At 67.1% G+C, this 20,423-nt stretch carries 22 protein-coding genes; 9 read left to right on the plus strand and 13 right to left on the minus strand.

Features of this window, described 5'->3' with window-relative positions:
• The 3 genes from ACXKZF_RS06995 to ACXKZF_RS07005 are packed head-to-tail and all read right to left on the minus strand — an operon-like array spanning position 1 to position 3,353.
• A complete protein-coding gene (locus tag ACXKZF_RS06995) occupies positions 1-1,902 on the minus strand; it encodes a heavy metal translocating P-type ATPase (RefSeq protein ID WP_488985798.1) in 1,902 nt (633 codons plus the stop codon).
• Between the two features lie 8 nt (positions 1,903-1,910).
• The gene (locus ACXKZF_RS07000; RefSeq protein WP_488985799.1) at positions 1,911-2,456 is read right to left on the minus strand and encodes a pyridoxamine 5'-phosphate oxidase family protein; all 546 of its coding nucleotides are present in this window, start codon (positions 2,454-2,456) and stop codon (positions 1,911-1,913) included.
• A 54-nt stretch (positions 2,457-2,510) separates the two neighbouring features.
• Positions 2,511-3,353, minus strand: coding sequence for a universal stress protein (locus ACXKZF_RS07005; protein ID WP_488985800.1), 843 nt, complete (start codon positions 3,351-3,353; stop codon positions 2,511-2,513).
• A gap of 274 nt (positions 3,354-3,627) precedes the next feature.
• Here ACXKZF_RS07005 and ACXKZF_RS07010 point away from each other — a divergent pair, with 274 nt between their 5' ends.
• From ACXKZF_RS07010 to ACXKZF_RS07020, 3 genes are all read left to right on the plus strand, one after another.
• Positions 3,628-5,328 carry a sensor histidine kinase gene (locus tag ACXKZF_RS07010; protein WP_488985801.1) on the plus strand — a complete coding sequence of 567 codons (1,701 nt, stop codon included), beginning with the start codon at positions 3,628-3,630 and terminating at the stop codon, positions 5,326-5,328.
• A gap of 153 nt (positions 5,329-5,481) precedes the next feature.
• Positions 5,482-6,135 carry a BON domain-containing protein gene (locus ACXKZF_RS07015; RefSeq protein ID WP_488985802.1) on the plus strand — a complete coding sequence of 218 codons (654 nt, stop codon included), beginning with the start codon at positions 5,482-5,484 and terminating at the stop codon, positions 6,133-6,135.
• Positions 6,132-7,562: an MBL fold metallo-hydrolase RNA specificity domain-containing protein gene (locus tag ACXKZF_RS07020; protein WP_488985803.1), complete on the plus strand. Its 1,431-nt coding sequence runs from the start codon at positions 6,132-6,134 to the stop codon at positions 7,560-7,562. Before ACXKZF_RS07015 ends, ACXKZF_RS07020 begins: the two co-directional genes overlap by 4 nt.
• A gap of 100 nt (positions 7,563-7,662) precedes the next feature.
• On the opposite strand, the gene ACXKZF_RS07025 is transcribed toward ACXKZF_RS07020, so the two are convergent.
• Both ACXKZF_RS07025 and ACXKZF_RS07030 read right to left on the minus strand, forming a co-directional pair.
• Positions 7,663-8,142 (minus strand): pyridoxamine 5'-phosphate oxidase family protein, encoded by a 480-nt coding sequence (locus ACXKZF_RS07025; protein ID WP_488985804.1) that lies wholly within the window; start codon positions 8,140-8,142, stop codon positions 7,663-7,665.
• The gene (locus ACXKZF_RS07030; protein ID WP_488985805.1) at positions 8,127-8,261 is read right to left on the minus strand and encodes an SDR family oxidoreductase; all 135 of its coding nucleotides are present in this window, start codon (positions 8,259-8,261) and stop codon (positions 8,127-8,129) included. Before ACXKZF_RS07030 ends, ACXKZF_RS07025 begins: the two co-directional genes overlap by 16 nt.
• A gap of 232 nt (positions 8,262-8,493) precedes the next feature.
• Here ACXKZF_RS07030 and ACXKZF_RS07035 point away from each other — a divergent pair, with 232 nt between their 5' ends.
• Positions 8,494-9,330, plus strand: a complete 837-nt coding sequence (locus ACXKZF_RS07035; protein WP_488985806.1) for a universal stress protein — start codon at positions 8,494-8,496, stop codon at positions 9,328-9,330.
• Positions 9,331-9,332: 2 nt separating this feature from the next.
• On the opposite strand, the gene ACXKZF_RS07040 is transcribed toward ACXKZF_RS07035, so the two are convergent.
• Complete coding sequence (locus ACXKZF_RS07040; RefSeq protein WP_488985807.1) at positions 9,333-10,151, minus strand: universal stress protein; 819 nt, start codon at positions 10,149-10,151, stop codon at positions 9,333-9,335.
• Positions 10,152-10,421: 270 nt separating this feature from the next.
• On the opposite strand from ACXKZF_RS07040, the gene ACXKZF_RS07045 reads away from it, so the two are divergent.
• From ACXKZF_RS07045 to ACXKZF_RS07055, 3 genes are all read left to right on the plus strand, one after another.
• Positions 10,422-11,087 carry a BON domain-containing protein gene (locus tag ACXKZF_RS07045; RefSeq protein WP_488985808.1) on the plus strand — a complete coding sequence of 222 codons (666 nt, stop codon included), beginning with the start codon at positions 10,422-10,424 and terminating at the stop codon, positions 11,085-11,087.
• A gap of 11 nt (positions 11,088-11,098) precedes the next feature.
• Positions 11,099-12,115 carry an alcohol dehydrogenase AdhP gene (gene adhP, locus ACXKZF_RS07050; protein ID WP_488985809.1) on the plus strand — a complete coding sequence of 339 codons (1,017 nt, stop codon included), beginning with the start codon at positions 11,099-11,101 and terminating at the stop codon, positions 12,113-12,115.
• Between the two features lie 265 nt (positions 12,116-12,380).
• Complete coding sequence (locus ACXKZF_RS07055) at positions 12,381-13,043, plus strand: BON domain-containing protein (RefSeq protein WP_488985810.1); 663 nt, start codon at positions 12,381-12,383, stop codon at positions 13,041-13,043.
• 303 nt (positions 13,044-13,346) lie between these two features.
• Here ACXKZF_RS07055 and ACXKZF_RS07060 read toward each other — a convergent pair whose 3' ends face one another.
• The 4 genes from ACXKZF_RS07060 to ACXKZF_RS07075 form a co-directional block, all read right to left on the minus strand.
• Complete coding sequence (locus tag ACXKZF_RS07060) at positions 13,347-14,291, minus strand: hypothetical protein (RefSeq protein ID WP_488985811.1); 945 nt, start codon at positions 14,289-14,291, stop codon at positions 13,347-13,349.
• A 482-nt stretch (positions 14,292-14,773) separates the two neighbouring features.
• Positions 14,774-15,622, minus strand: a complete 849-nt coding sequence (locus ACXKZF_RS07065) for a hypothetical protein (protein WP_488985812.1) — start codon at positions 15,620-15,622, stop codon at positions 14,774-14,776.
• A gap of 204 nt (positions 15,623-15,826) precedes the next feature.
• A complete protein-coding gene (locus tag ACXKZF_RS07070; RefSeq protein ID WP_488985813.1) occupies positions 15,827-16,195 on the minus strand; it encodes a hypothetical protein in 369 nt (122 codons plus the stop codon).
• Positions 16,196-16,270: 75 nt separating this feature from the next.
• Positions 16,271-16,753: a hypothetical protein gene (locus ACXKZF_RS07075; protein WP_055954940.1), complete on the minus strand. Its 483-nt coding sequence runs from the start codon at positions 16,751-16,753 to the stop codon at positions 16,271-16,273.
• Positions 16,754-16,823: 70 nt separating this feature from the next.
• Here ACXKZF_RS07075 and ACXKZF_RS07080 point away from each other — a divergent pair, with 70 nt between their 5' ends.
• On the plus strand, positions 16,824-16,994 hold the full coding sequence (locus tag ACXKZF_RS07080; protein ID WP_488985814.1) for a hypothetical protein: 171 nt from the start codon (positions 16,824-16,826) through the stop codon (positions 16,992-16,994).
• A gap of 16 nt (positions 16,995-17,010) precedes the next feature.
• Here the strand turns inward: ACXKZF_RS07080 and ACXKZF_RS07085 are convergent, their stop codons facing one another.
• Positions 17,011-17,823 carry an SDR family NAD(P)-dependent oxidoreductase gene (locus ACXKZF_RS07085; protein ID WP_488985815.1) on the minus strand — a complete coding sequence of 271 codons (813 nt, stop codon included), beginning with the start codon at positions 17,821-17,823 and terminating at the stop codon, positions 17,011-17,013.
• A gap of 94 nt (positions 17,824-17,917) precedes the next feature.
• Here ACXKZF_RS07085 and ACXKZF_RS07090 point away from each other — a divergent pair, with 94 nt between their 5' ends.
• A complete protein-coding gene (locus ACXKZF_RS07090; RefSeq protein WP_488985816.1) occupies positions 17,918-18,973 on the plus strand; it encodes a hypothetical protein in 1,056 nt (351 codons plus the stop codon).
• A gap of 38 nt (positions 18,974-19,011) precedes the next feature.
• Here the strand turns inward: ACXKZF_RS07090 and ACXKZF_RS07095 are convergent, their stop codons facing one another.
• On the minus strand, positions 19,012-19,530 hold the full coding sequence (locus ACXKZF_RS07095) for a hypothetical protein (RefSeq protein ID WP_488985817.1): 519 nt from the start codon (positions 19,528-19,530) through the stop codon (positions 19,012-19,014).
• A gap of 59 nt (positions 19,531-19,589) precedes the next feature.
• On the minus strand, positions 19,590-20,354 hold the full coding sequence (locus tag ACXKZF_RS07100) for an SGNH/GDSL hydrolase family protein (protein WP_488985818.1): 765 nt from the start codon (positions 20,352-20,354) through the stop codon (positions 19,590-19,592).
• Between the last annotated feature and the right edge of the window lie 69 nt (positions 20,355-20,423).

The following is a 20,423-nucleotide window of genomic DNA, read 5'->3' on the forward strand; positions in this document are numbered from 1 at the left end:
TCATCCTCCTCCGCTGAGCCCGCGCGCGGGAGTGGGGGACAGGAGGGCCGCCTCGGCGACATCTCCTTCTCGTCGCACCGTATCGCTGTGGGAGGGGGACGCGGTTCGCAGTGCCCAGAGGATCGTCGAGAGGTCGACGAGTTCTTGGAGCCAGGCGCCCGCCAGAGCGGGCAGCAGACCTGCTGCGGCGATGAACATCAGGATGAGGCTCATCGAGATACCGAGCAGGATGCTCTGGCGGGCGATGCGCACGGTGCGTTGCGCGTGCTCACGCGCACGGAGGATGTCTGCGAGGTTGTCTCTGAGGAGGACGATATCGGCGGCTTCGCTGGCGAGTGTCGCGTGACGGCCTCCCACGACGATGCCGACATCAGCGCAGGCGAGCACGGGCGCGTCATTGATGCCGTCCCCCACCATCACCGCGGGACGGTCGGGCTGGGATCGCATGATGGCGACTTTCTGCGCGGGGGTGCAGGGGGCGTAAACCGATGCGATGCCGACCTCGCCGGCGATGTGTCGAGCGGTGTCTTCGTCGTCGCCGCTGAGCATGAGCACACGCTGGCTCATTTCGTTCACGAGAGTGTGGATGGTGGCGCGCGCGTTGGGGCGGGGCGGGTCCGCGAGGAGGATCTCGTCGACGGGCCCGTCGTCGACTCTTATGTAGACGACCGATATGCCTGGCTTCTGCGCCGAGTCGTCCGGCTCTGACGGTAACTCGCGGCGTACGAAACTCCTTCGTCCCAGGACGACGCGGTGGCCGTCGACGAGCGCTTCGACACCTACGCCGGGCGTCTCTTTCGCGAAGGTCGAGACGGTGTGGTCTGCCGTCGCCCGGCGGAGGGCGTCAGCGTAGACGTGGGATGAGACGCTGTCGGCTGCGGCGGCCAAGCTCAGGAGCCGATCCGGGGTGAACGTCGACGCGCAGCGGACGCTGACCACGGACGCCGCTCCTGAGGTGAGAGTGCCGGTCTTGTCGAAGGCGACGGTTCGCGAGCGTGAGAGCAGCTCCAGGGCTGCGCCACTTCGAACGATGATCTTCTCCCGTGCCGCGCGGCTGATTCCGCCGGCGAATGCGACGGGAGCGGCGATGATCAACGGGCAGGGGGTGGCAACCACCAGCACAGCCACCGCGCGCCCCCATTCTCCGCTCACGGCACCCGCCGTGAGAGAGATGGCCAGCGCGACCAGAGTGAAGGGTCCGGCGACTCTGTCAGCCAGTCGTACCATCGGTGCTTTCGCACTGGCGGCTTGTGCCACGAGGTGAACGATTCGTTGATACTGGCTGTCGGCCTCGGGGCGGACCGCTCGCATCCGAGCAAGGCCGGACAGGTTGATGGCCCCGGAGAGGACGTCTTGGCCGCGGGTCACCTCTCGGGGGAGGCTTTCTCCGGTGAGAGATGCTTCGTCGAGCATGATGGTCGTGTCCAGCAGCACGCAATCTACGGGCACCACCTCCCCTTGTCGGACGAGGACGGTGTCTCCGACACGCACGGACGAGATGCTGACTTCTTCGGGTGCGCCGTCGACGCGGGCGATGAGCGCGCGAGTGGGGGCAGTCGAGATGAGATGGCGCAGGTCTTTGCGTGCCCTCCAGTTCGCGTATTTCTCGAGGCCCTCTCCTGTTGCGAGCATGAGGCCGACGATGAATGCCGCCCAGACCTCTCCGGCGACGAGCGCCGCCACGATCGCGATGGTGGCGAGGACATCGACGCCGAACTGACCCTTCGCTAGCCGGCGGAGCGAGTCGACAGCGGACAGTGTGGCCAGGATCAGTGCATACGTCGCAGCGCAGGCGAGGGCGACGTCGGTTCGCGCGCAGAACCACGATGCGACCACGATGACGACGCTGGATACGGCCAGGATCAGTTTCGGGGGGAGCACGCCGCCCCGCGGGTGCTCCACGATGCTTCTCATCCTCGCGGAGAGCGAGGAGGCTGATGGGATATGGAAATGGGCCGGGAAGACGCCATCTCATCTGCGAGGACAGCCGTCCGCTCCTTCTCCCGCGCTCGCTGGAGATCTCTCGGCCCGGCGTCCGTGAAGCGGCGACCTGTTACTTTGCCGACCTCCACGCGGATGACGTACAGCTTTGGCACAGGGGTGACCGACAGGGGCATGACGCTGCGCGCTTGGCGCAGCTCCGCATCCATCGTCACGTGGTGGGCGAGCCCGGTCGCAACGACGCTCCACCATTTGTCGCCGTCGCGCGCGTCCGTTTCGAAGGTGACTCGTGGATCGTCAGCGATCAGACGCAACTTGGAATCGGCTGCCGTCTTGATGAAGAAACCCTGTCCGGACACGGCGTAGTTCACGGGATAGATGGCGGGGTGTCCAGTCTTTCTGTTCATCGCCAGGCGCCCCAGAGACTGCTGACGCAGAAGGTTCCAACAGATCCCAGGACTGATGACGAGGATCGTCTGGTCGGCCCATTCGTCACCAGCACTGTCGGAGGTCATGACCCCACAACACACTCATCGGCAACTGGCTCGCGGGACTTTGGTCCGGTCCCCTCACACCGTCGGAGAAGTCTGCGCGATTTCGACGTCGGAACTCATCTCCAAGGGAGGGAGGAATTCGGGGGGAACGACGCAGAGGGGAGCGGCCATCGACCCCACCAGGTACCACGCGACGGTCCCGAGGAGTCCTCCGGCCAGAGCGCCGTGATGGTGGCTGCCGATGACGACGAGAGACGCATCGCGAGCCAACGTTTCAAGGACCAACGCCGGATCGTCCGCCATCAGAAGGTGTTCGGTGAGTAAATCCGGGTACGCCCGGGAAACTGCGCGCACCGCTTTCTCCATCATCTCCTGGTGCGCTGATTCGTCCCGCGTGCGAAGCATTTTGATCGGCCATGCGTGCACGATCAGAAGCTTTCGCTCCGTGCGTGCGGCTTCAGATGCGGCGAAGTGGAGGGCGGCGTCTGCGGAGCCGTCACCGTCGTATCCGACGACGACCGGTCCGGGCCGCTCGCTCCATCCGGCTGGCACGATGCAGGACGGAATGGCCGCCGTGACGCTGACCCGCAACGGCACCCACCCCTTCAGCGTGGAGCGCACCGGCGCGTAGAGGTGCGATCCGATCACGACGAGATCAGCGGCTTGATCGCTTTCCAACAACGCGCCTGGCATCCATCCGCGAATCACCTTCGTCGTGACAGTCACCGACGGTGCCAACTTCCGGAGCAGGTCGGCACCCTCCTCGCTCACGCGGCGAAGCTCGCGTTCAGACTCGAAAAGCTCCGCGACGGATGTGAGCGTCACGTGTGAGGGAACGTGCCGCGCCCGCTGCGCGACCCATTCCAGGGCAGCAACGGATGCTTCGCTGCCATCGAAACCCAACAGCATGTGATCCATAGTGATTCTCCTCGGCAGCCTGAATGACACAACGACGAATGAACGGTCGGAAGGCGTCGGCGCGGCACGACGCCTTCTCGCTGCGCAACCTGACGGCCATGCTGATGCAATGGTCAACGTCACCGCGTACGAAACAATTGCCCGGGCGCGACCCGTACCGCAAACGTAGAGGGATGCCCTTTATGCCACTGTGACTTTCGTCCTGCGGCCCGAACCGGTCGCCGCGGCATCGACGGGAGTACGCTCAGGACCTCTCCTCCGGAAAAGAGGAACGATGAAAAGCGATGACGCATTCGTCGAAGACCCCTTGACGATCCTGCGCAGCGCCCTCGCCGAGTCTGAGATCAACACCGAACGGGTTCGTGTCGTCGGAGACCGACTGCGTGACTTGCTGAGCATGTCGCGATCAGTGACGGCCCAGCTAGAACTCTCCGAGGTCCTCCGGGAGGTCGTCACCGCGGCAACACGCCTCGTGGGAGCTCCCTATGGCGCCATCGGCGTCATCGGCCCGGACGGGTCGTTCACAGAGTTCATCCACGTGGGGGTGTCCGCCGATGACGTCCAGAGAATCGGTCACCTCCCGCAGGGGCGAGGACTTCTGGGCGCCGTCGTGCGGGACGCGCACACCATCCGCCTGCCTGATCTTGCGAAAGACTCTCGGTTTGCTGGTTTCCCCGCCCATCACCCGCAGATGGTGGCTTTTCTCGGCGTTCCCGTCCGCACACGAATGGAAATCTACGGGAACCTGTACCTCACCACCCCTCACGCCGGCACCTTCACCGCGGAGGATGAACGCATCATCGAAGCTCTAGCCGCCACTGCCGGCGTCGCCATCGAGAATGCCCGCGCGTACGAACGCTCCCGCCGAGAACGACGGCTCAGCGGCGCACTCTCTCGCGTTGCGACCGCGCTCCTAGACCCCCACCAGGCCGACGCCTTGCAGGTCGTTGCAGCAGAATGTGCATCCGTCATCGATTCGGCGACCGTCGCCGTGGTCGTTCCCGACACGGACCCTGAACTGCTGCGAGTTCGCGTGGCCAGCGGGCCTCTCGCCGCTGCCCTGCGCGAAGCCACCTTCGCCCGAGCGGACTCCCTCGCCCTTCGTGCCATGCAGTTGGGGGAGGTCGTCGCCGATGACGGACCAGTCCGCGATTACTCCGGTGGAGTGTTGCAACTGGGACCGACCGCGGCCGTGACCCTTATCGCCCGTGGGGAGACGATCGGGGCGCTGTGCGTCTCCAAGGAGGTGAGCTCTCACCCGTTCACCGGCGAAGAAGTCGACATCGTCGGGGAATTCGCGGCACAGGCCGGGCTCGCCGTCTCCTTATCGTGGGCGCGTGAAGACCAGGAACAACTCCGCCTCATCGAGGATCGTGCCCGCATCGCGCGCGACCTGCACGACCATGTCATCCAACGGCTCTTCGCGACGGGCCTCGCACTCGAACATGCTGCAGAGACATCCATCGACCAGAGCGTGTCGCTCCGTCAACACGTCGCGAGCATCGACGCGGCGGTCTCCGACATCCGCACCGCCATCTCCGCGATGCGCACGCCGTTGAAGCTGGCTGACAGGCCACTTCGTGTCGAGGTGTTCGAGCTCGTTGAAGAAATGACATCGGCGCTGGGCCTGCGCCCCTCCGTCTTCCTCACCGGTCCGGTCGACACCCTCATCTTCGGTGATCTACGCGAGGACGTGATGGCGGTGGCGCGAGAAGGACTCAGCAACGTCGCACGCCACGCGAAGGCCACGCACTGCACGTTGTCGATCAGTGCAGACGAAACCTCGACCGTGATCACAATCGCGGATGATGGCATCGGAACAAGGGACGCTCCAGGTCGAGGCAGCGGCACGACGAACCTGTATGCCCGCGCGCTCGCGCGCGGGGGCACGAGTGACCTCACGCCCAATCGCTTGGGTGGGCTCACCCTGAGGTGGCAGTCACCCGTCCGGCGGGATTCGGCCACACCTTCCTGACCGCACACCCCTCGTCCACAGAGGGACCAAGGCCCTTGGTCCGTCGTCCACACAGGGACCAAGGCCCTCGGTCCCTCTGTGCAGCCATCGGGGACCTTGGTCCCTCCTCAGCGGGCCTGTCGGTCGCAGTCTGGTGGCGAGGAGGCACCCGCCATGATTTCCGATGGATTCTTGAAGCAGGACGTCGAAGAAGAGTTGCAGTGGGATCCCCAGGTCGATGACGCGGGGATAGGGGTTGCCGTTGAAGATGCGACGGTCCGGCTCAGTGGCGAAGTGGACAGTGAGTCGGAAAAAGAAGCCGTCCTCGAGTCGACGTTGCGCGTTCGCGGGGTGAGAGCCGTCATCGACGAGATCGTCATCCGCCACTCTCCGGGACGAAAGGTGTCCCCGGCCGACGTGGCACGCGATGTGGATGCGACGCTGCGCTCTACCTCCGGCGTCCCCGAGACGGTGAAGGCAAGCATCGAGGGCCATGATGTCGTGCTCACGGGGGAGGTGGATTGGGATTTTCAACGGCAAGCCGCCAGGCGAGCGGTGCAAAAGGTGCGCGGGGTACGCCAGGTCGTGAACAAGCTTCGCTTGACGGCACGCGTCGTGGCGGATGACGCTCAAACGCGTATTCGAGAAGCGTTTCATCGTCACGCCGACATCGACGCGTCCGAGGTGCACGTCGAGGTCGATGGTTCCCGTGTCGTCTTGAGCGGAACGGTCCGCTCTTGGGCGGAGAAATGGGCGGCCGCGAATGCGGCGTGGGCGTCTCCGCAGGTCACAGAGGTCGACAACCGTCTCGTGGTCCAGCTGTCATGACTGACGCACCCGTGATGGAAACGAACCCTGTCGACTCGTCCGAAGTGCCCTCTGCTCGACTGACCTTCTTGGGGGCGACCGACACCGTGACGGGCTCTCGATATCTGGTGAGGAGCCCGCAGGGGCGGCAGCTGCTCGTCGATTGCGGGTTGTTCCAGGGGGTGAAGAAGGCTCGGCGGAGAAACTGGGCGCCGTTCCCGGTTGATCCTGCCGGCATTGACGCGGTCGTCTTGACGCACGCCCACCTCGATCACTGCGGGTATCTGCCCCGGCTGGTTCGTAACGGCTTTCGTGGGCGCATCTTCGCGAGCCCCGCGACCGTTGAGTTGGGGTGCATCGTCCTGTTGGACAGTGCGCACCTGCACGAGGAGCAGGCGCGGCATGCCCAGAAGCACGGGTACTCGGCTCACGCGCAGCCTGAACCGCTCTACACCGTTTCCGACGCGACAGACACGGTCCGGCGATTCGAGCCCGTCGCGTTCGAAAGGGAGGTCTCCGCTACGGCCGACATTCTTGTCACCCTCTTGCACGCGGGGCACATCCTTGGGGCGGCGCAGGTGCGCGTGCGGACGGGCGGGTCCTCGGTCCTGTTCACGGGAGATCTCGGCCGGAACAACGATCCACTTATGAAGGCTCCGGCGCCGCGGACGGACACCGACTACGTCGTCGTGGAGTCGACGTACGGTGACCGCCACCACGCGGCGGACGACTCCGCGACGATTCTTGGAGACGCTATTTCGCGGACGGTCAACCGAGGGGGTGTGATCCTCATTCCGGTCTTCGCGGTCGGCCGGACGGAGCAGGTGCTGCTCCTGCTCGACGAGTTACGGCAGAGCGGTCAACTCCCCGAGGTTCCCGTGTACCTCAACAGCCCTATGGCCACGGACGTTCTCAGCGTGTACGGGCGGCATCCCGACGAACACCGGCTTCCCCCCGAGCAGCTTCACCGCATGTATTCGCAGGTGACTCCGATCCGAAGCGTCGGTGAATCGAAAGCACTGAACAGCCAACCCGGTCCCATGATCATCCTCTCCGCGAGCGGCATGCTCAGTGGAGGGCGGATCCTTCATCACCTGGTGCGGTTCGGCGTCGAGGAGCGAAACACGATCATCCTCACCGGTTTTCACGCGCCGGGCACACGCGGTGCAGCACTTGCGGCGGGGGAGAGGACAGTCCGGGTTTTCGGGAAAGACGTCCACGTGAGGTCGGAGATCGTGCAGATCGTGTCCCTTTCGGCGCACGCGGACGGCGATGGAATCATGGCCTGGCTGCGTACCTCCCCGTCGAGGCCTGCCGAAGCGTTCGTGACGCATGGGGAACCGGCGGCAGCTGATGTTCTTCGTGCCCGTATCACGCACGAACTGGGGTGGACCGCGCGCGTACCGGAGCTTGGCGACGGTGTCACACTCGAGGCGCGCAGACCGTGAACGAACGGATGCGTCGACCTCGTCGCCCGGCGCTGGATCCCCTCCCGTACATCTGTCCTGAATCCGATGTTGAGCATGCGGGGTGCGCAGGATTGATCGGTCAGGAGTTGTCGGGGACGCGGACCGTGAAGCGACGGCCTACGACATGAAGCGGGGCGATGCGCAGGAACACGGTCGTCGGGAGGGGGAGATGCGGCATCATCGCGGTGATGCCGCTGTCGTAGATCTCGAATTCGTCGTCCATACGCCACGCGATGCCGCGGAAGACGACACTCCACCGTTTCGCGCCGGTGATGCCGTCGATTTCGAAAGCGATCTGTGGGTTGTGGGTGAGGGCAGCGGTCTTCGTACCGGGGGACGTGCGGCAGTAGATCTGTCGCTGCGTGACGATGAAGTTCAGGGGGACGATGTCGGGTGCGCCATCCGGCGCGATGAAGCCCATTCGTCCCACGCCCCGTTCATCAGCCGCAAGACGCCAGCATTCTCTCGTGGAAAGCTCTTCCACCGTGGTGCCCAGACTCAGCTGCGGAAGATCCGCCGCGTGGGTCTCGCTGTTGTCATCCATCACACAGCCGCCCATCCGCCGTCGACGGGGAGAATCGACCAGGACACCCCGGAGGCGTCGTCGCTGAGCAGCCAGCAGATCGCCGCGGCGATCTGCTCGGGCCGCGCGGACGGGGGAATGGTGGTGGAGAACAACGGCGTGAGCCGGTTCTGTGCGAGCCGGCGCCTGTCACCACGACGGTCCGTGCGGAGAACCGTCCGTTGCTGATGCTCATATCCCTCACCTCGAGGTGAGTCTGATCCGACGGCACTCTTCTGTGAGGGCATAAAGTCCCCCACATCTGAGCCTCATTCGGGACTTTCGTCACGCCGTGAGGAGAGGGCCCGTGCCTACGATCGCCGCGAGAAGTATCGGGAAGGTCTCGTGATGAATCGCGTAGTGATCGGCGTTGATGGTTCGGCGGCTTCCACCGCCGCAGCAGAGTGGCTTGTTGATCGAGTGGGAGACAGTCCCACCCTGATCGACCTCGTTTCCGTTCATTCGTGGCTGGCGCGTCTCCTGGCTGATCGCGCTGTCCAGACCGATCTCGAGCACATCGAACGGATACTCACCGGGTGGAACGACGCGTACTCCGTCTCCACCCACCGATCCAGCGGACGCCCGGCGCGGGTTCTCGCAGAACTCGCCAGGGGGTCGGACCTGCTCGTCATCGGAGTTGACCCCAAGCGGCCGCTCAGCGCGGCTCTGCGCGGGTGGCTGCCCGTGCGTGTGTGTGCGGCGTCATCAGTACCGGTGTGCGTCATCCCCGTGGGGTGGCGGCCGAGTGACGATCCGATCACCGTGGGTGTCGACGTGGACGGCTCATCCGGGGCTGCCGTGCGGTGGGCCGTTCACGAAGCGGAAGTCACCACACGCCGGCTTCGCCTGCTCCACGCCTGGCACCTGCCCGAGCCCACTGACGCCGGAGCCGTTGCCTACCTTGCCAACCCCGCGAGAATTCTCTCCGAGCATCGCACCGCCCTGGAGGCTGTGCGCCATGTCGTGGCGAAAGCGCATCCGCAAGTCTCGCTCGAAACCGACCTGACACGCTCCGCGCCCCCTGCCGCGCTGTTGAGTTACGCCCCCTCGTCATCAATCATCGTGCTGGGTTCTCACCGCCTCGGCGTTCTCCCAGGCGGGCTCATGGGCGCAACCGCGGCGGATCTGTTCTGGCGAGCGGGCTGCCCGATCGCCGTCGTCCCTCCGGACACTTACGACGAATGACCTCACGGCACGATGATCAACGGACCGCGAAGATCCCTCGTCATGTCCCGGGCCACTGAACCGAGGAACTCGTCGGCGATGATGCCTCGCCGGTGACTACCGATCACGGTCTCACAGGCGTGCGTGCTAGCGACGGTGAGTGTGCTGACGGGGTTGTCGTGCACCATTGTGAGTTCGACAGCTAAGGCTGGCCAGCCGGTCCGAACACGCGCGGCGACGACGTCGAAGAGGCGGCGGTGCGCCGCCTCGATGTCCGACGTGTGGGGGAGTGCGTCGTCGCGATGCGCGGAAAGTAAGGGCATGTTTCTCCAGGCGTGGACCAGGTGAATGGGCACTCGGAGCCGGGTGGCTTCGTCGGCGGCGTACGTGACCGCCGGGTCGGAGGACCGGTCGTCGTCGATGCCGACGACCACTCGTAATCCCGCGGTGTCGGGCGCCCATCCCTCGGGGACAAGACAGGTGGGGCAGGTTACCCGGTCGGCGATGCGGAGGGGTAGGCGCCCGCTGCTGGGCCCGGCATCGCTGCTCTGGCGCGCCACCCCCATGACCACGAGGTCCGCCTCGATTGCGCCTCGCAGGAGGTTCGGGACCTTCCGGCCGTCCCGTTCGATTGCGTGCACCGTCAATCGGGGGTTGTCGTGGCGAAGACGGTGGCGGGCGTCGTGCAATTGTGACTTCACCTGCGTCTTGTCCGCCCACAGCGGGTTGTCGACGTGCAGGAGGTCGACGACGGCGTTGTGGCCGGCGGTGCGCCGAGATACCCATTGCAGGGCCGATTCTGCACCGGCGCTGGCGTCATAGGCGAGAACGATGTGTTCCATGTGGACCCTCCGCTCCCACCGTAGGAGCAGCAACAACACGGGGGAGGGGTCGTAGGTCCTAGCGGGTCACCGGCCGTGATCGCGTTGGTGTGACCCCGCGACTTCGCTCCCCGGGGTGCGGTCGATGGGATTCGCCAGTCCCCGCCGCACAAGTTCGTGGTCCGCGCCCCCACCGGCTGAGCCCGAGGGCCCCGACGACGGGACCTTAGACCCGATCACCGGACGCGAACGCGACCGATCCTGGATGCTCCGACACACGAGGGAGAGACCGTGAGCATCACCATCGATACCGACTATGACCTGCAGACAGACGTCCAAGACGAACTCGCCTGGACACCGGAAGTGGATGAGGCGAGCATCGGGGTCGCGGTCTCAAACGGTACCGTCACCCTCTCCGGGCAGGTGGAATCCAGCTCGGAGCGTATCGCCGCGTCGAAAGCAGCGCTCCGAGTTCGCGGCGTCCGCGCACTCGCTGACGAGCTCACCGTCCACCCGCGCGAAGGGTGGGTGGCAAGCGATGTGGACATCGCGAGCGACGTCGCTCGCGCGCTTCGCTCCGCGATCAACGTGCCCGACACCGTACAGGCCACCGTCCACTCGCACGTCGTCACCCTCACCGGGGAGATCGGTTGGCAATACGAACGACGCTGCGCCATCAGCATCGCCGAGAACCTGCGGGGTGTGAGCGAGGTCATCGACAACATGACCCTTCGAGCGCGCGCCTCTGCCGCCGACACGGAAGACCGGATCCGACGCGCTTTGGCCCGTAACGCGGAGATCGATTCGCAGACCATTCATGTCACCGTCGACGGGTCGACGGTGACCCTGACTGGATCGGCGACATCCTGGTCGGAAAAGTTCGAAGCCGGCGCCGCGGCATGGGGCTCGCCGCACGTCACCGCCGTCCACAACAAGATCGTCGTGGCCTCGCGGTGAGGGGCGCTCTGATGAAAGCCGCCGTCGTCACCTCTTTCGATCAGGCCATCGAGCTGCAGGAGCACCCCGTCCCCACCCCGCCCGCTGACCACGTCTTGGTCCGCATCGAGGCATGCGGCCTCTGTCACACCGACATCCACGCCGCGCATGGCGACTGGCCCGTCAAACCCTCCCTCCCCTTCGTTCCCGGCCACGAAGGAATCGGCATCGTCGAATCGCTCGGCGACGGCGTCACGAACCGCAGGGTGGGGGAGCGGGTCGCCATCGCCTGGCTCGGGTACGCATGCGGTGAATGCCGCTACTGCATCGACGGTCGAGAGACGCTGTGCCTGTCCCAACGCAACAGTGGCTACAGCGTCGACGGGGCGTTCGCCGAGTACGCCGTCGTCCACGCCGATTTCGCGGTCCCCGTCCCGCCGAAGATCGCGGCGCTCGAGGCCGCGCCGCTCGTCTGCGCCGGAGTCACGACCTACAAGGCGTTGAAGGTCGCGCACATCGTTCCTGCCGAGACGGTTGCCGTCTTCGGTGTCGGCGGACTCGGCCATCTCGCCATCCAATACGCCCGGCTCTTCGGTGCATCCGTCATCGCCATCGATGTCGAACCCGAAAAGTTAAAGCTCGCTCTCGAACTGGGAGCCGACCACGTCATCGACGCCGCGGCAGACGACCCGGCGGCGAAGATCGCCGACCTCGGGGGAGCGGATGTCGCCATCGTTCTCGCACCGTCGGCGCAGGTCTTCCAGGCAGCGTTCACCTCGCTGAACCGCGGCGGACGATTGGTGTGCGTAGGACTTCCCGCTGGCGGCACCCTGACATTCCCCATCTTCGACATCGTTCTGAAAGGAATCTCGGTGATCGGCTCCATTGTGGGAACGCGACAAGATCTCCGCGAGGTCTTCGACCTCCACGCCGCAGGACGAACGCGCGTGATCACCGAATCGTTCTCGATGGACACCATCAACGACCAGATCGCACGCGTAGAGCAGGGCGCCGTGCCCGCGCGCACGGTGATGGAGTTCCTCCCGTGACCGTTCCACCGTCCCGGCAGGACACACCCCTGGTTGGTCCCGCGGATCTTCAGCTGCCCCCGACGCAACCCATCGATATCACCGACCTCCTCCAGGTAGCCACCCGCCCCTCGGATGCGATCGAGCAATGAAGCGCCATCGCGGGTGACCGACGAGGGCTCCTGGCACCGGGGAGGTCGCGTCAGGGGGACGAACGGCCCACACCTGCAGAGTGCAGATCATCACAGTTGAGACGTGCCTGACGAACACCACCAGGAGGAAAGAAATGAGCACCACCACAACCGACCCCATCCTGAAGACCTCGGTGCAAGAAGAACTCGAGTGGACCCCGGACGTCGACGCCACGAGCATCGGCGTCAGCGCGGACGGGGGAGCGGTGACCCTCTCCGGTGAAGTGGATTCCTACGCCGAACGGATCGCCGCCAAGCGAGCGGCATTCCGGGTGCGGGGCGTACGAACCGTCGTCGACGACATGACCGTGCATCCCAAAGCCGCATGGCCCGTCACGGAGCAGGACATCGCCAAAGAAGTCGAGCACGCCCTGCGCGGCGCCAGCAACATCCCCGCCACCGTGCACGCCGAAGTCAACACCCATAACGTCACCCTCACCGGCGAAGTCGACTGGGAGTTCCAACGCGCTGCGGCCAAAAAGGCCGTCCAGTACCTCCGCGGCGTCTACACCGTCAACAACATGATCACCCTTACGTCCAAGCCCTCCGCCGCCGACACCGCAGAACGCATCAAGAACGCACTCACTCGCAACGCACAACTCGACGCCGGGAAGATCCACGTCAACGCATCAGGCACCACGATCACCCTGACGGGCGTGGTGAGGTCGTGGGCTGAGAGATCTCAAGCCGGAAACGCCGCGTGGGCGTCACCACACGTCACCCACGTCGACAACCACATCGTCGTGCAGGCCTCCTGAGCCGGCGATGCATCCGCTGGGGCTGTGGGTCCTCCTGAGCCGGCGATGCATCCGCTGGGGCTGTGGGTCACCTCACAAGCTCCGCGCTGATCGAACCACTACTGGCCCCCGTTGCAGGCCAGGCGCACAGGCGCCAGGACCTAGCCGCGACGTAACGCGTGCGCCGATAATGCACATTATGTCAGTTTGCAGCGGCGACACGGTTCGATCTCTCCCCCGTTCGGCCGCAAGGTCGCGGGGCTGGCGGGAGGCGATACGGCTCTCGTCCCCCGCCAGCGGGCCCCGGCGACTCGTGCGGAAGCCTCAGATATCGAGGATGCCGTCGACTGCCGTCTCGACCGGAGGAATCCTCTGCGTCGCGAGGTCCTCCATGAGGTGCACCGACGCATAAAGCGCAGGCACGAACCGTCCGGCAGCGTCAAAGACGTGGAGCGTCCGCCGCATCCGCCCGCCCGGAAAGAGAGGATTCCGAAAACTCACCTCCACGCGGGTGTCGGGCCACTCCCCTCCCACCTCGACCCGGGGTTGGCGCAGGTCCCCCGTGAGTGGTGACGTCGCTCCGGAAGGATCGGTCCAGTAGGCGGCCAGGTCCGCGAATTCCCCGGTGACGGCTGCGACCGCCGCCGTGCGGTCGGCGGCGGACACCGGTGCCGGCCGCCACGACGCGCGAGGATCACCTGGCTCGCGCGCGACGCGTTGCGGTAAGAGGGCGCTGATCGCCTTGATCATCGCGGCGTCGTCGACGGGATCGAGCACGAGGGCCCGGGTACGGAGCTCCGCGGGAAGTTCTCCCGGCTGCAGAGGGATGTGGGCGGTCGTGTATACCCGGCCCCGTGGCGACCGGCGCGGTGGCTCCGTAAAGACAGCCACACGAGTGTCGGAGGCTCCCGCGTCGAGCGCCCATGCGATGCGCCGGTCCACGGGCATCCGATGCTCAGCACCCTCGTTGGACCACACTCGCACGTCGTCCGAGAGCCAGGCGGTGACGTCGTCCGGGTCGCTGCTGGCGGCCGGGTCGCGCAGCCACAGTCCATGGACGGTCGCTCCGATGAGCTGAAGGTCGCCCAGCGGGGCGGCGATACTCACCCGCGCGTCGAGCCCGATGTGCACGGCCGCGCTGCGACCGGGTGCGATCGACTCGTCCGGGGCCTCCCGCGGGCGGTACACGACCCACGCACCCGACGACGTGGACAGCAGGGTCATCTGGGTCGCGCGCGCCCCGAGATCGAGATCGGGCCACGTCGCCACCCGGTCGCGCTCACCCGGGCGGTGGACGCATGCGACCGGCTCATCTTCGGCGACCGAGATCCTCGCGTCGCCGGCGTGTACCCGCTGCCACCCGTACTCCCCCTGCACCTTTCCAGTCTGGCAGGGACCTCCCGCGGCGGTCCGGTAACGGGCCGTTAGCCTCCTCCCGCTCCTGCCATCCGCCTCGTTCCGAGAAGAAGGATGAGAGGGCGGTGCCGCCGTCGCGGAGCAGCTTCGCTCAGGTATGAGTCCTGGTGGCTGAAGTCTCTGCGCTCGGCGAGCACGCAGCGGCAACACCGTGCGGACGCGACCTGTCGCTCGGCACTCTGGAGAGACCGATGGCGAATCTGACGACGGTCTTGACGACGCTCCGCAGCGTGCACTCCTCCCCGACTCCCCGCTCGCAACGCGAGCCGTCCCGGGATCACCGTCGAACGCGCGGTGCCCCGGGACGAACTCACGTCACCGCTGCTGGATGCCCGCTACTCGGTGTAGACGGCCGTCGTGGTGGTGCGCCAGCTCCCCGGCTCGACCTCCCACGCAACGGTCAGAGGCTGCGTCTCGGCGGAGGGCGCCGAGGCTTCCCATGCGATGTCCCAGCGCGCTTGGAGATCGCTCATCGCCGACGAGGCGGGAACCTCCACCGTGCCGAGATACGCGGTGATCGTGGACGGGAAGCCGACGAGTCCGGGACCCTCCACTCCTGCTTCGGCTGCCAGGTCGCGGAAGATCAGCGCGGCGGGAGCCGACGGGTCGACGGCGACCGAGTCGCGCACGTCCTCGGGGCCTGACGCGGGGTTCACCCACTCGTACGGACTGGCGCCGGTCGAGGGCACGCCGGCGTCGTCGATGCGCATTCCCGCGCCCGTGTCGCGGACGAGCCACCCGTCCGCGATGCGGTCGCTGACGGCCGTCACCAGGATGCTGCCGTCGGCGGGGCCGGGTCCCGCCTCGATGGTGCCGCCGGTGCCGAGGTACCCCGCTGCCTCCTCGGATCGGACGATGCTATGCACGGCCGATTCAGCGAACTGCTGCTCGGAACCGACCAAGGCACGGGACTCATCGGTCAACAGCGCATACGCCTCGCCATACTGCTCGGCCTGGATCGCCGTGAGGTATTTCTCGACGATAGCCGCGGCCTCCTCGGCGGGAACGGCGGCTGCAGAGGTGGCATCCGGTGTCGACGCGCTGGGGTCGACGGATGCCGTGGGCGCGGCGGTCGTGGAGGGTGCGGCGGCGTCGGCTCCCCCGGTGCAGCCCGCGAGAACCAGCGCGGCCGTGGCCACTGTCCCGAGCAGAACGAGCGTGCGATACGTGATCTTCTGGGTCATACAACGACGCTAGGCGAGGCTGTCCCGGGGGCTTCATGTGGTGGCCGGCGCGACGAGAGTGTGAAAGGGTGCGCCCCGGCACGCCGCCGAAGGCCCCTCCCCCGTCGCGACTCGAGACCGCGGTGAGGGCGAGGCTCGGCGCACGTCGGCGACCACGCCCTCGCCACCGAACGGGCCGATCGTCGACGGTCGACGTCGGTCCCGTCAGCGCAGCACGTCGGTCGCCACGCCGGTCGCGATGGCGATCGCCGCGAAGAGCAGCACGACCGCCAGCACGACGCGCGCGCCGCCCGAAGCCCCCGCCTTCCTCCGGGCCCGCGCGCTGCGCACGAGGGTGACGCTCCCTGCGACGAGGCCGGCGCACGCGACGATGCCGAGCCCCAGCAGAAGACCCGCGCCGATCTCCGGAGTGTGCAGGTACCCGAGCAGGAGGGCACCCGCGTAGACGATGGCGGCTGTGACGACACCGGCCAGCACACGCGCGCCGATGTCGCGCCAGAACTTCTCTTCCCGCACCCAGACGCCGATCCAGCCCCACGGGCCGCGCGGAGAGGTGTCGATGTCGTGGGGCATTTCTGCACCATATCGAACTCGCGCGACGGGATGCGCTTCCCGCGTGGAGCGGAGGGCGCCGGAGGGCGGCACCTGTCAGCGCAGCACCTCGACGAGCACGATCCACGAGATCATCAGGGCCACGATGATGGAGAGCAACGCCCCGAACGCGAAGGCGGCCGTTCCTGCAGCCACCGACCCCGAGACCATCAGGATGCCGCCCACGGCGTACGCGGCGGGAACGAGAAAACCCAGCACACTCTTCAGACCGCGTAACCGGTTCAGCGGGCTGCGATCGGCCGTGATGCGGCGGGCAGCATCGACAGCGAATGTCGCCGCGACGAGGGATGCCAGCGTCGCGACGGCGCCATAGACCACGGTGTCGAGACCGGGGGCGAGCCCGAGCGCGCTGACGACGAGCGCCAGTACGAGGGACGAGATGGCCGTCCCGAGACGCGCAGTCAGCGCCGGTGCCTTCACGATCTCGGCGATGTTCACGCTGGCGGCGACGATCACGAGCCCCGCGAGGGCGGCCGTCGCGCCGACGAGCGCGAGGTTGAAGTCGCCCCAGTCATCCATGACCGGATGCTAGCGCCCGACCTCATGCGCGGCCAACCTTTGCGTGAACCCCCGCCGTTACGCTGGGCACATGCCCGACGACGACGGCGAGACGCAGGAGGAACGCGCGCTCCGCGCCATCGCGAACATGCAGGCCGGCGCCGACATCTCCGATGAGGCGCTGCGCCTCTCGAACGATTACACCGACCGTCAGACGCGCCGTGTGAGGGAGTGGCTCGCTCGCCTGGCCCGGCGTCGTTGACCCCCGCCTGTCTTGGTCACTCCCCCGGCCGAACCCACCCCGCGGTGACCGACAGTACCCGTGAGCCGTCGAGGTCGGCGAGCGAAAGGCTTGCGAAGCGCGCTGCGGCATCCGATGTCTGCCAGCGGAACCGCGGCGCCGAGGTGGTCGCGGCCTCCACCACCGTCTTCGCCGCGTCCTCCGCCGACTGCGCCGATGCGAAGGCTGTCGCCGTGCGGTCGAGATACGCCTGCTGCTGCTCGGCGTAAGGGCCGGGCTCCGCGCGGTGCACCGAGTCGGTGAACGACGACGCCACCGCAGCGGGCTCGACGATCGCCACGTCGACGCCGAACGGCGCGACGACGGGGGCGAGCGACTGCATGAGTCCCTCGACGGCGAACTTCGCGGCGCAGTAGGCGTCGGCGAACGGCTGTCCCACCGCTCCCCCGACGCTCGTGACGGTGACGATCCGGCCGTTGCGGCGTTCGCGCATGCCCGGGAGCACAAGGCGTGTCAGGCGAGCCACCGAGAGGTAGTTCGTCTCGAGCTGCTCCTGCAGGTCGGCGTCGCTCAGCTGCTCTAGCGTGCCCACGGCGCCGCGGCCGGCGTTGTTGACGAGGATGTCGAGGGGACCCACCGCCTCGATCAGGGCCCGGGTTGCGGCGGCATCCGTCACGTCCAACGATCGGATGTCGAGCTCGACACCCGCCTCGGATGCCGCGGAGCGCAGCGCGTCGGCGCGCGAGGCGTCGCGCACGGTGGCGACTACCTCAACCCCCGACAGCGCGAGTCCGATGGCCGTGTGCAGGCCGATTCCGCTGGAGGTGCCGGTGACGAGAGCGAGGGTCATGACGACATGCTGTCGCACGCACCCGTGTGGGAGCTATGGGGTGTCGGGGTCACCACGTCGGCGTGGCCCCAGGTGCGGATGCCAGGCTGAGCGGGTGACGGATGCCTGGACACTGCCGCTGTCGGATCGACGACTGTTTCGCGCCCGCTGGTGGATCGCTGCGGTGGCCGGTGCGGGGCTTCTGATCGTGGTCGGCCTGTACGCCGCCGTCGTGTCAGTAGGAGCGCGGAGCGACGGGATGCAGCAGGTCGTCGTCGGCTCGTGGAACGGCGACATGATCGCAATGGTCTGCGTGGTGACATCCATTGTGCTTTTCGCCGTGATCGTGATCGCCGTTCCCGCACCCCGCTGGTGGCTGCTGCTCCTCGTACCCCTGCGCGTGGGGGGTGTCGCGGCGGTCTTCCTGAGCGGTTTCGGTCTCGTGCTCACCGATGAGTCGGCGACACCGATCGTGGCGGACGGGTGCGACACGGGATACGTGGTCAGCGAGAGCGCTTTCCTGTTCGGGGCCTCCGGGGAGGTGCTGCGGCTCGACGGCGCGATCGGTACGCGGGTCGTTCGCACCACGGTCGACGATGGCCATAAGCCGTTTCAGCAGCGGTCCTACATCGCCGTCGACGAAGGCGATGTGGTGCGCGTTCGACACACCGTCGAGAGCGTCCGCGATCCGATGGCGGCGTCGTTCGTCCTCCCCCGCCTCTCGTACCGGACGGGGTGCGGCCTGGCAGGCGGAGAACCGCAGGCCGCATCCGAGACCGCGGAGCCGACGTTCGATGCCGACGCCGGTGAGGGGCCGGCACCCAGCGCACCGCACGACTCCCGCGCGCAGGTGGCCCGCATGGCGGCGCTCACGGTCGAATCGGCGCTGGGGACGGCGGTGGATGCCACGGGCGCTCCCCTCCGCGTGCCCTCAGCGGCCGAGCTGCCGTGCGAGGGGACGACCGGCGTGGAGCTCGTCTTCGCGACCGAGGACAACGAGTCTTCCTACGCCGCCATCCTCGGTGCGTGGACCGCGGCCGGCTACGCCTCCGATCGCGCGATGCAGGAGGACATCCGCTACGACGGTACAGTGCGGCTGTCGGCCCGCGACCGGACGACGATCGACGGCATGCTGCATCTGCACCTGGGCGGTGTCTGTCAGGTGCCGTGACAGCCGGCCCCGGAGACGCCGGGTCGGTGAGTCGGCGACTACTCCCCCGCCGGGGCGAGCTGGAGGAGGAACGCCCCCGGCTCGCGGTCGCTGTCGAGATACACGAGCAGGCCGCGCTCGGGCAGGGTCACCGACGTGGTCGTCGAGGCGCCGCAGACGAACGGAACAGGGTCGGCGATCGCCGCGCCGGCCGACGTCGATATCTGCGCGGTCACCGTCTCGGGCCCGGCGCAGCGCAGTGTCACGTCGTAGACACCGGGTTCGACGGTGCGGTTCTCACTGCGGAACGGCCCTACCCCGCCCGGGTCGCCGAAGGTCCCCCACGACTGCCAGAGGTACTGCCCCACCTCGGCGGAGGCTGCGACGTCGTCGAAATAGCCCGCCCACGATTCCGCCGTCCCGTTCGGCGCCGACGTCTCAGCCGTGGGGACCGGGGCAGGCGTGGATTCCGGGGCGGTCGTGGGAGCCGCGTCACCGTCTCCCGTGCAGCCCGCCAAGGCAAAACCGGCCGCGAGGACGGTCGCGGCAGCGAGAAGGTGCTTCGTCGGTGACGGCATCCGCCGATCCTAGGGAGCGGGTGTCCTCCACGCCAGACGGATGCCACGATCCGATACGACTATCCGCCGGGTGTCAGCTCCACCCACTGCCCGCCGAACTTCGCCGCGCGGCCGTCACCCGAGGAGGTGCCCGCGAGGCGCCGACGCACCCACGGTCCGACGTGCTCACGGTAGTAGGCCGTGCCCTTCAATCGCTCGATCTCGGGGATCTCGCGCAGTCTCCACCACTCCTGCGGCGGGGTGAGCCCGACCGCCTCGATGACGCGTGCGGCGACGCGATGGTGTCCGCGGGTGTTCATGTGCAGGCGGTCCACCGACCAGAACTCTCCGCCCGCCAGTTCGCGGTCGAACCAGTTGTAGGCGGTGATGATGTCGGCGCGCGCCGCGAGTCGCTTCTCGACCGCGCTCGACAGCCGGTCGCCTCGCGTCTGCAGCACGCGTCCGAGCGGCAGCCCCGCCGACGGATTCGCACCCGACAGCACGATGAGCTGCACGCCCTCTTCGTCGCAGCGGCGCAGCACGTGCTCGAAGATCCCGACGATGCGCTCCAGGTCGGCGCGCGGGCGCAGCATGTCGTTGCCCCCGCCATTGAACGACAGGTGCGTCGGCTTCAGCGCGAGCGCGGGTTCGAGCTGCTGCTCGACGATCGGCTCGATGAGCTTGCCGCGGATCGCGAGGTTGGCGTACCGGATCGGCTCGCCGACGGCATCCGCCCATCCCTGAGCCGTCAGGTCGGCCCACCCCCGCACGGTGCCGTCGGGCAGTTCGTCGCCGACCCCTTCGGTGAACGAGTCGCCGATCGCGACGTAGCGCACGGATGCCATGCGTCGAGCCTACGCGGGCCCAATCCCTGGTTGAGCGTCCAGGACACGCCGCGCGTGCCGCGACGATGC

It is taken from the genome of Microbacterium sp. ABR10 (genome assembly GCF_057812175.1).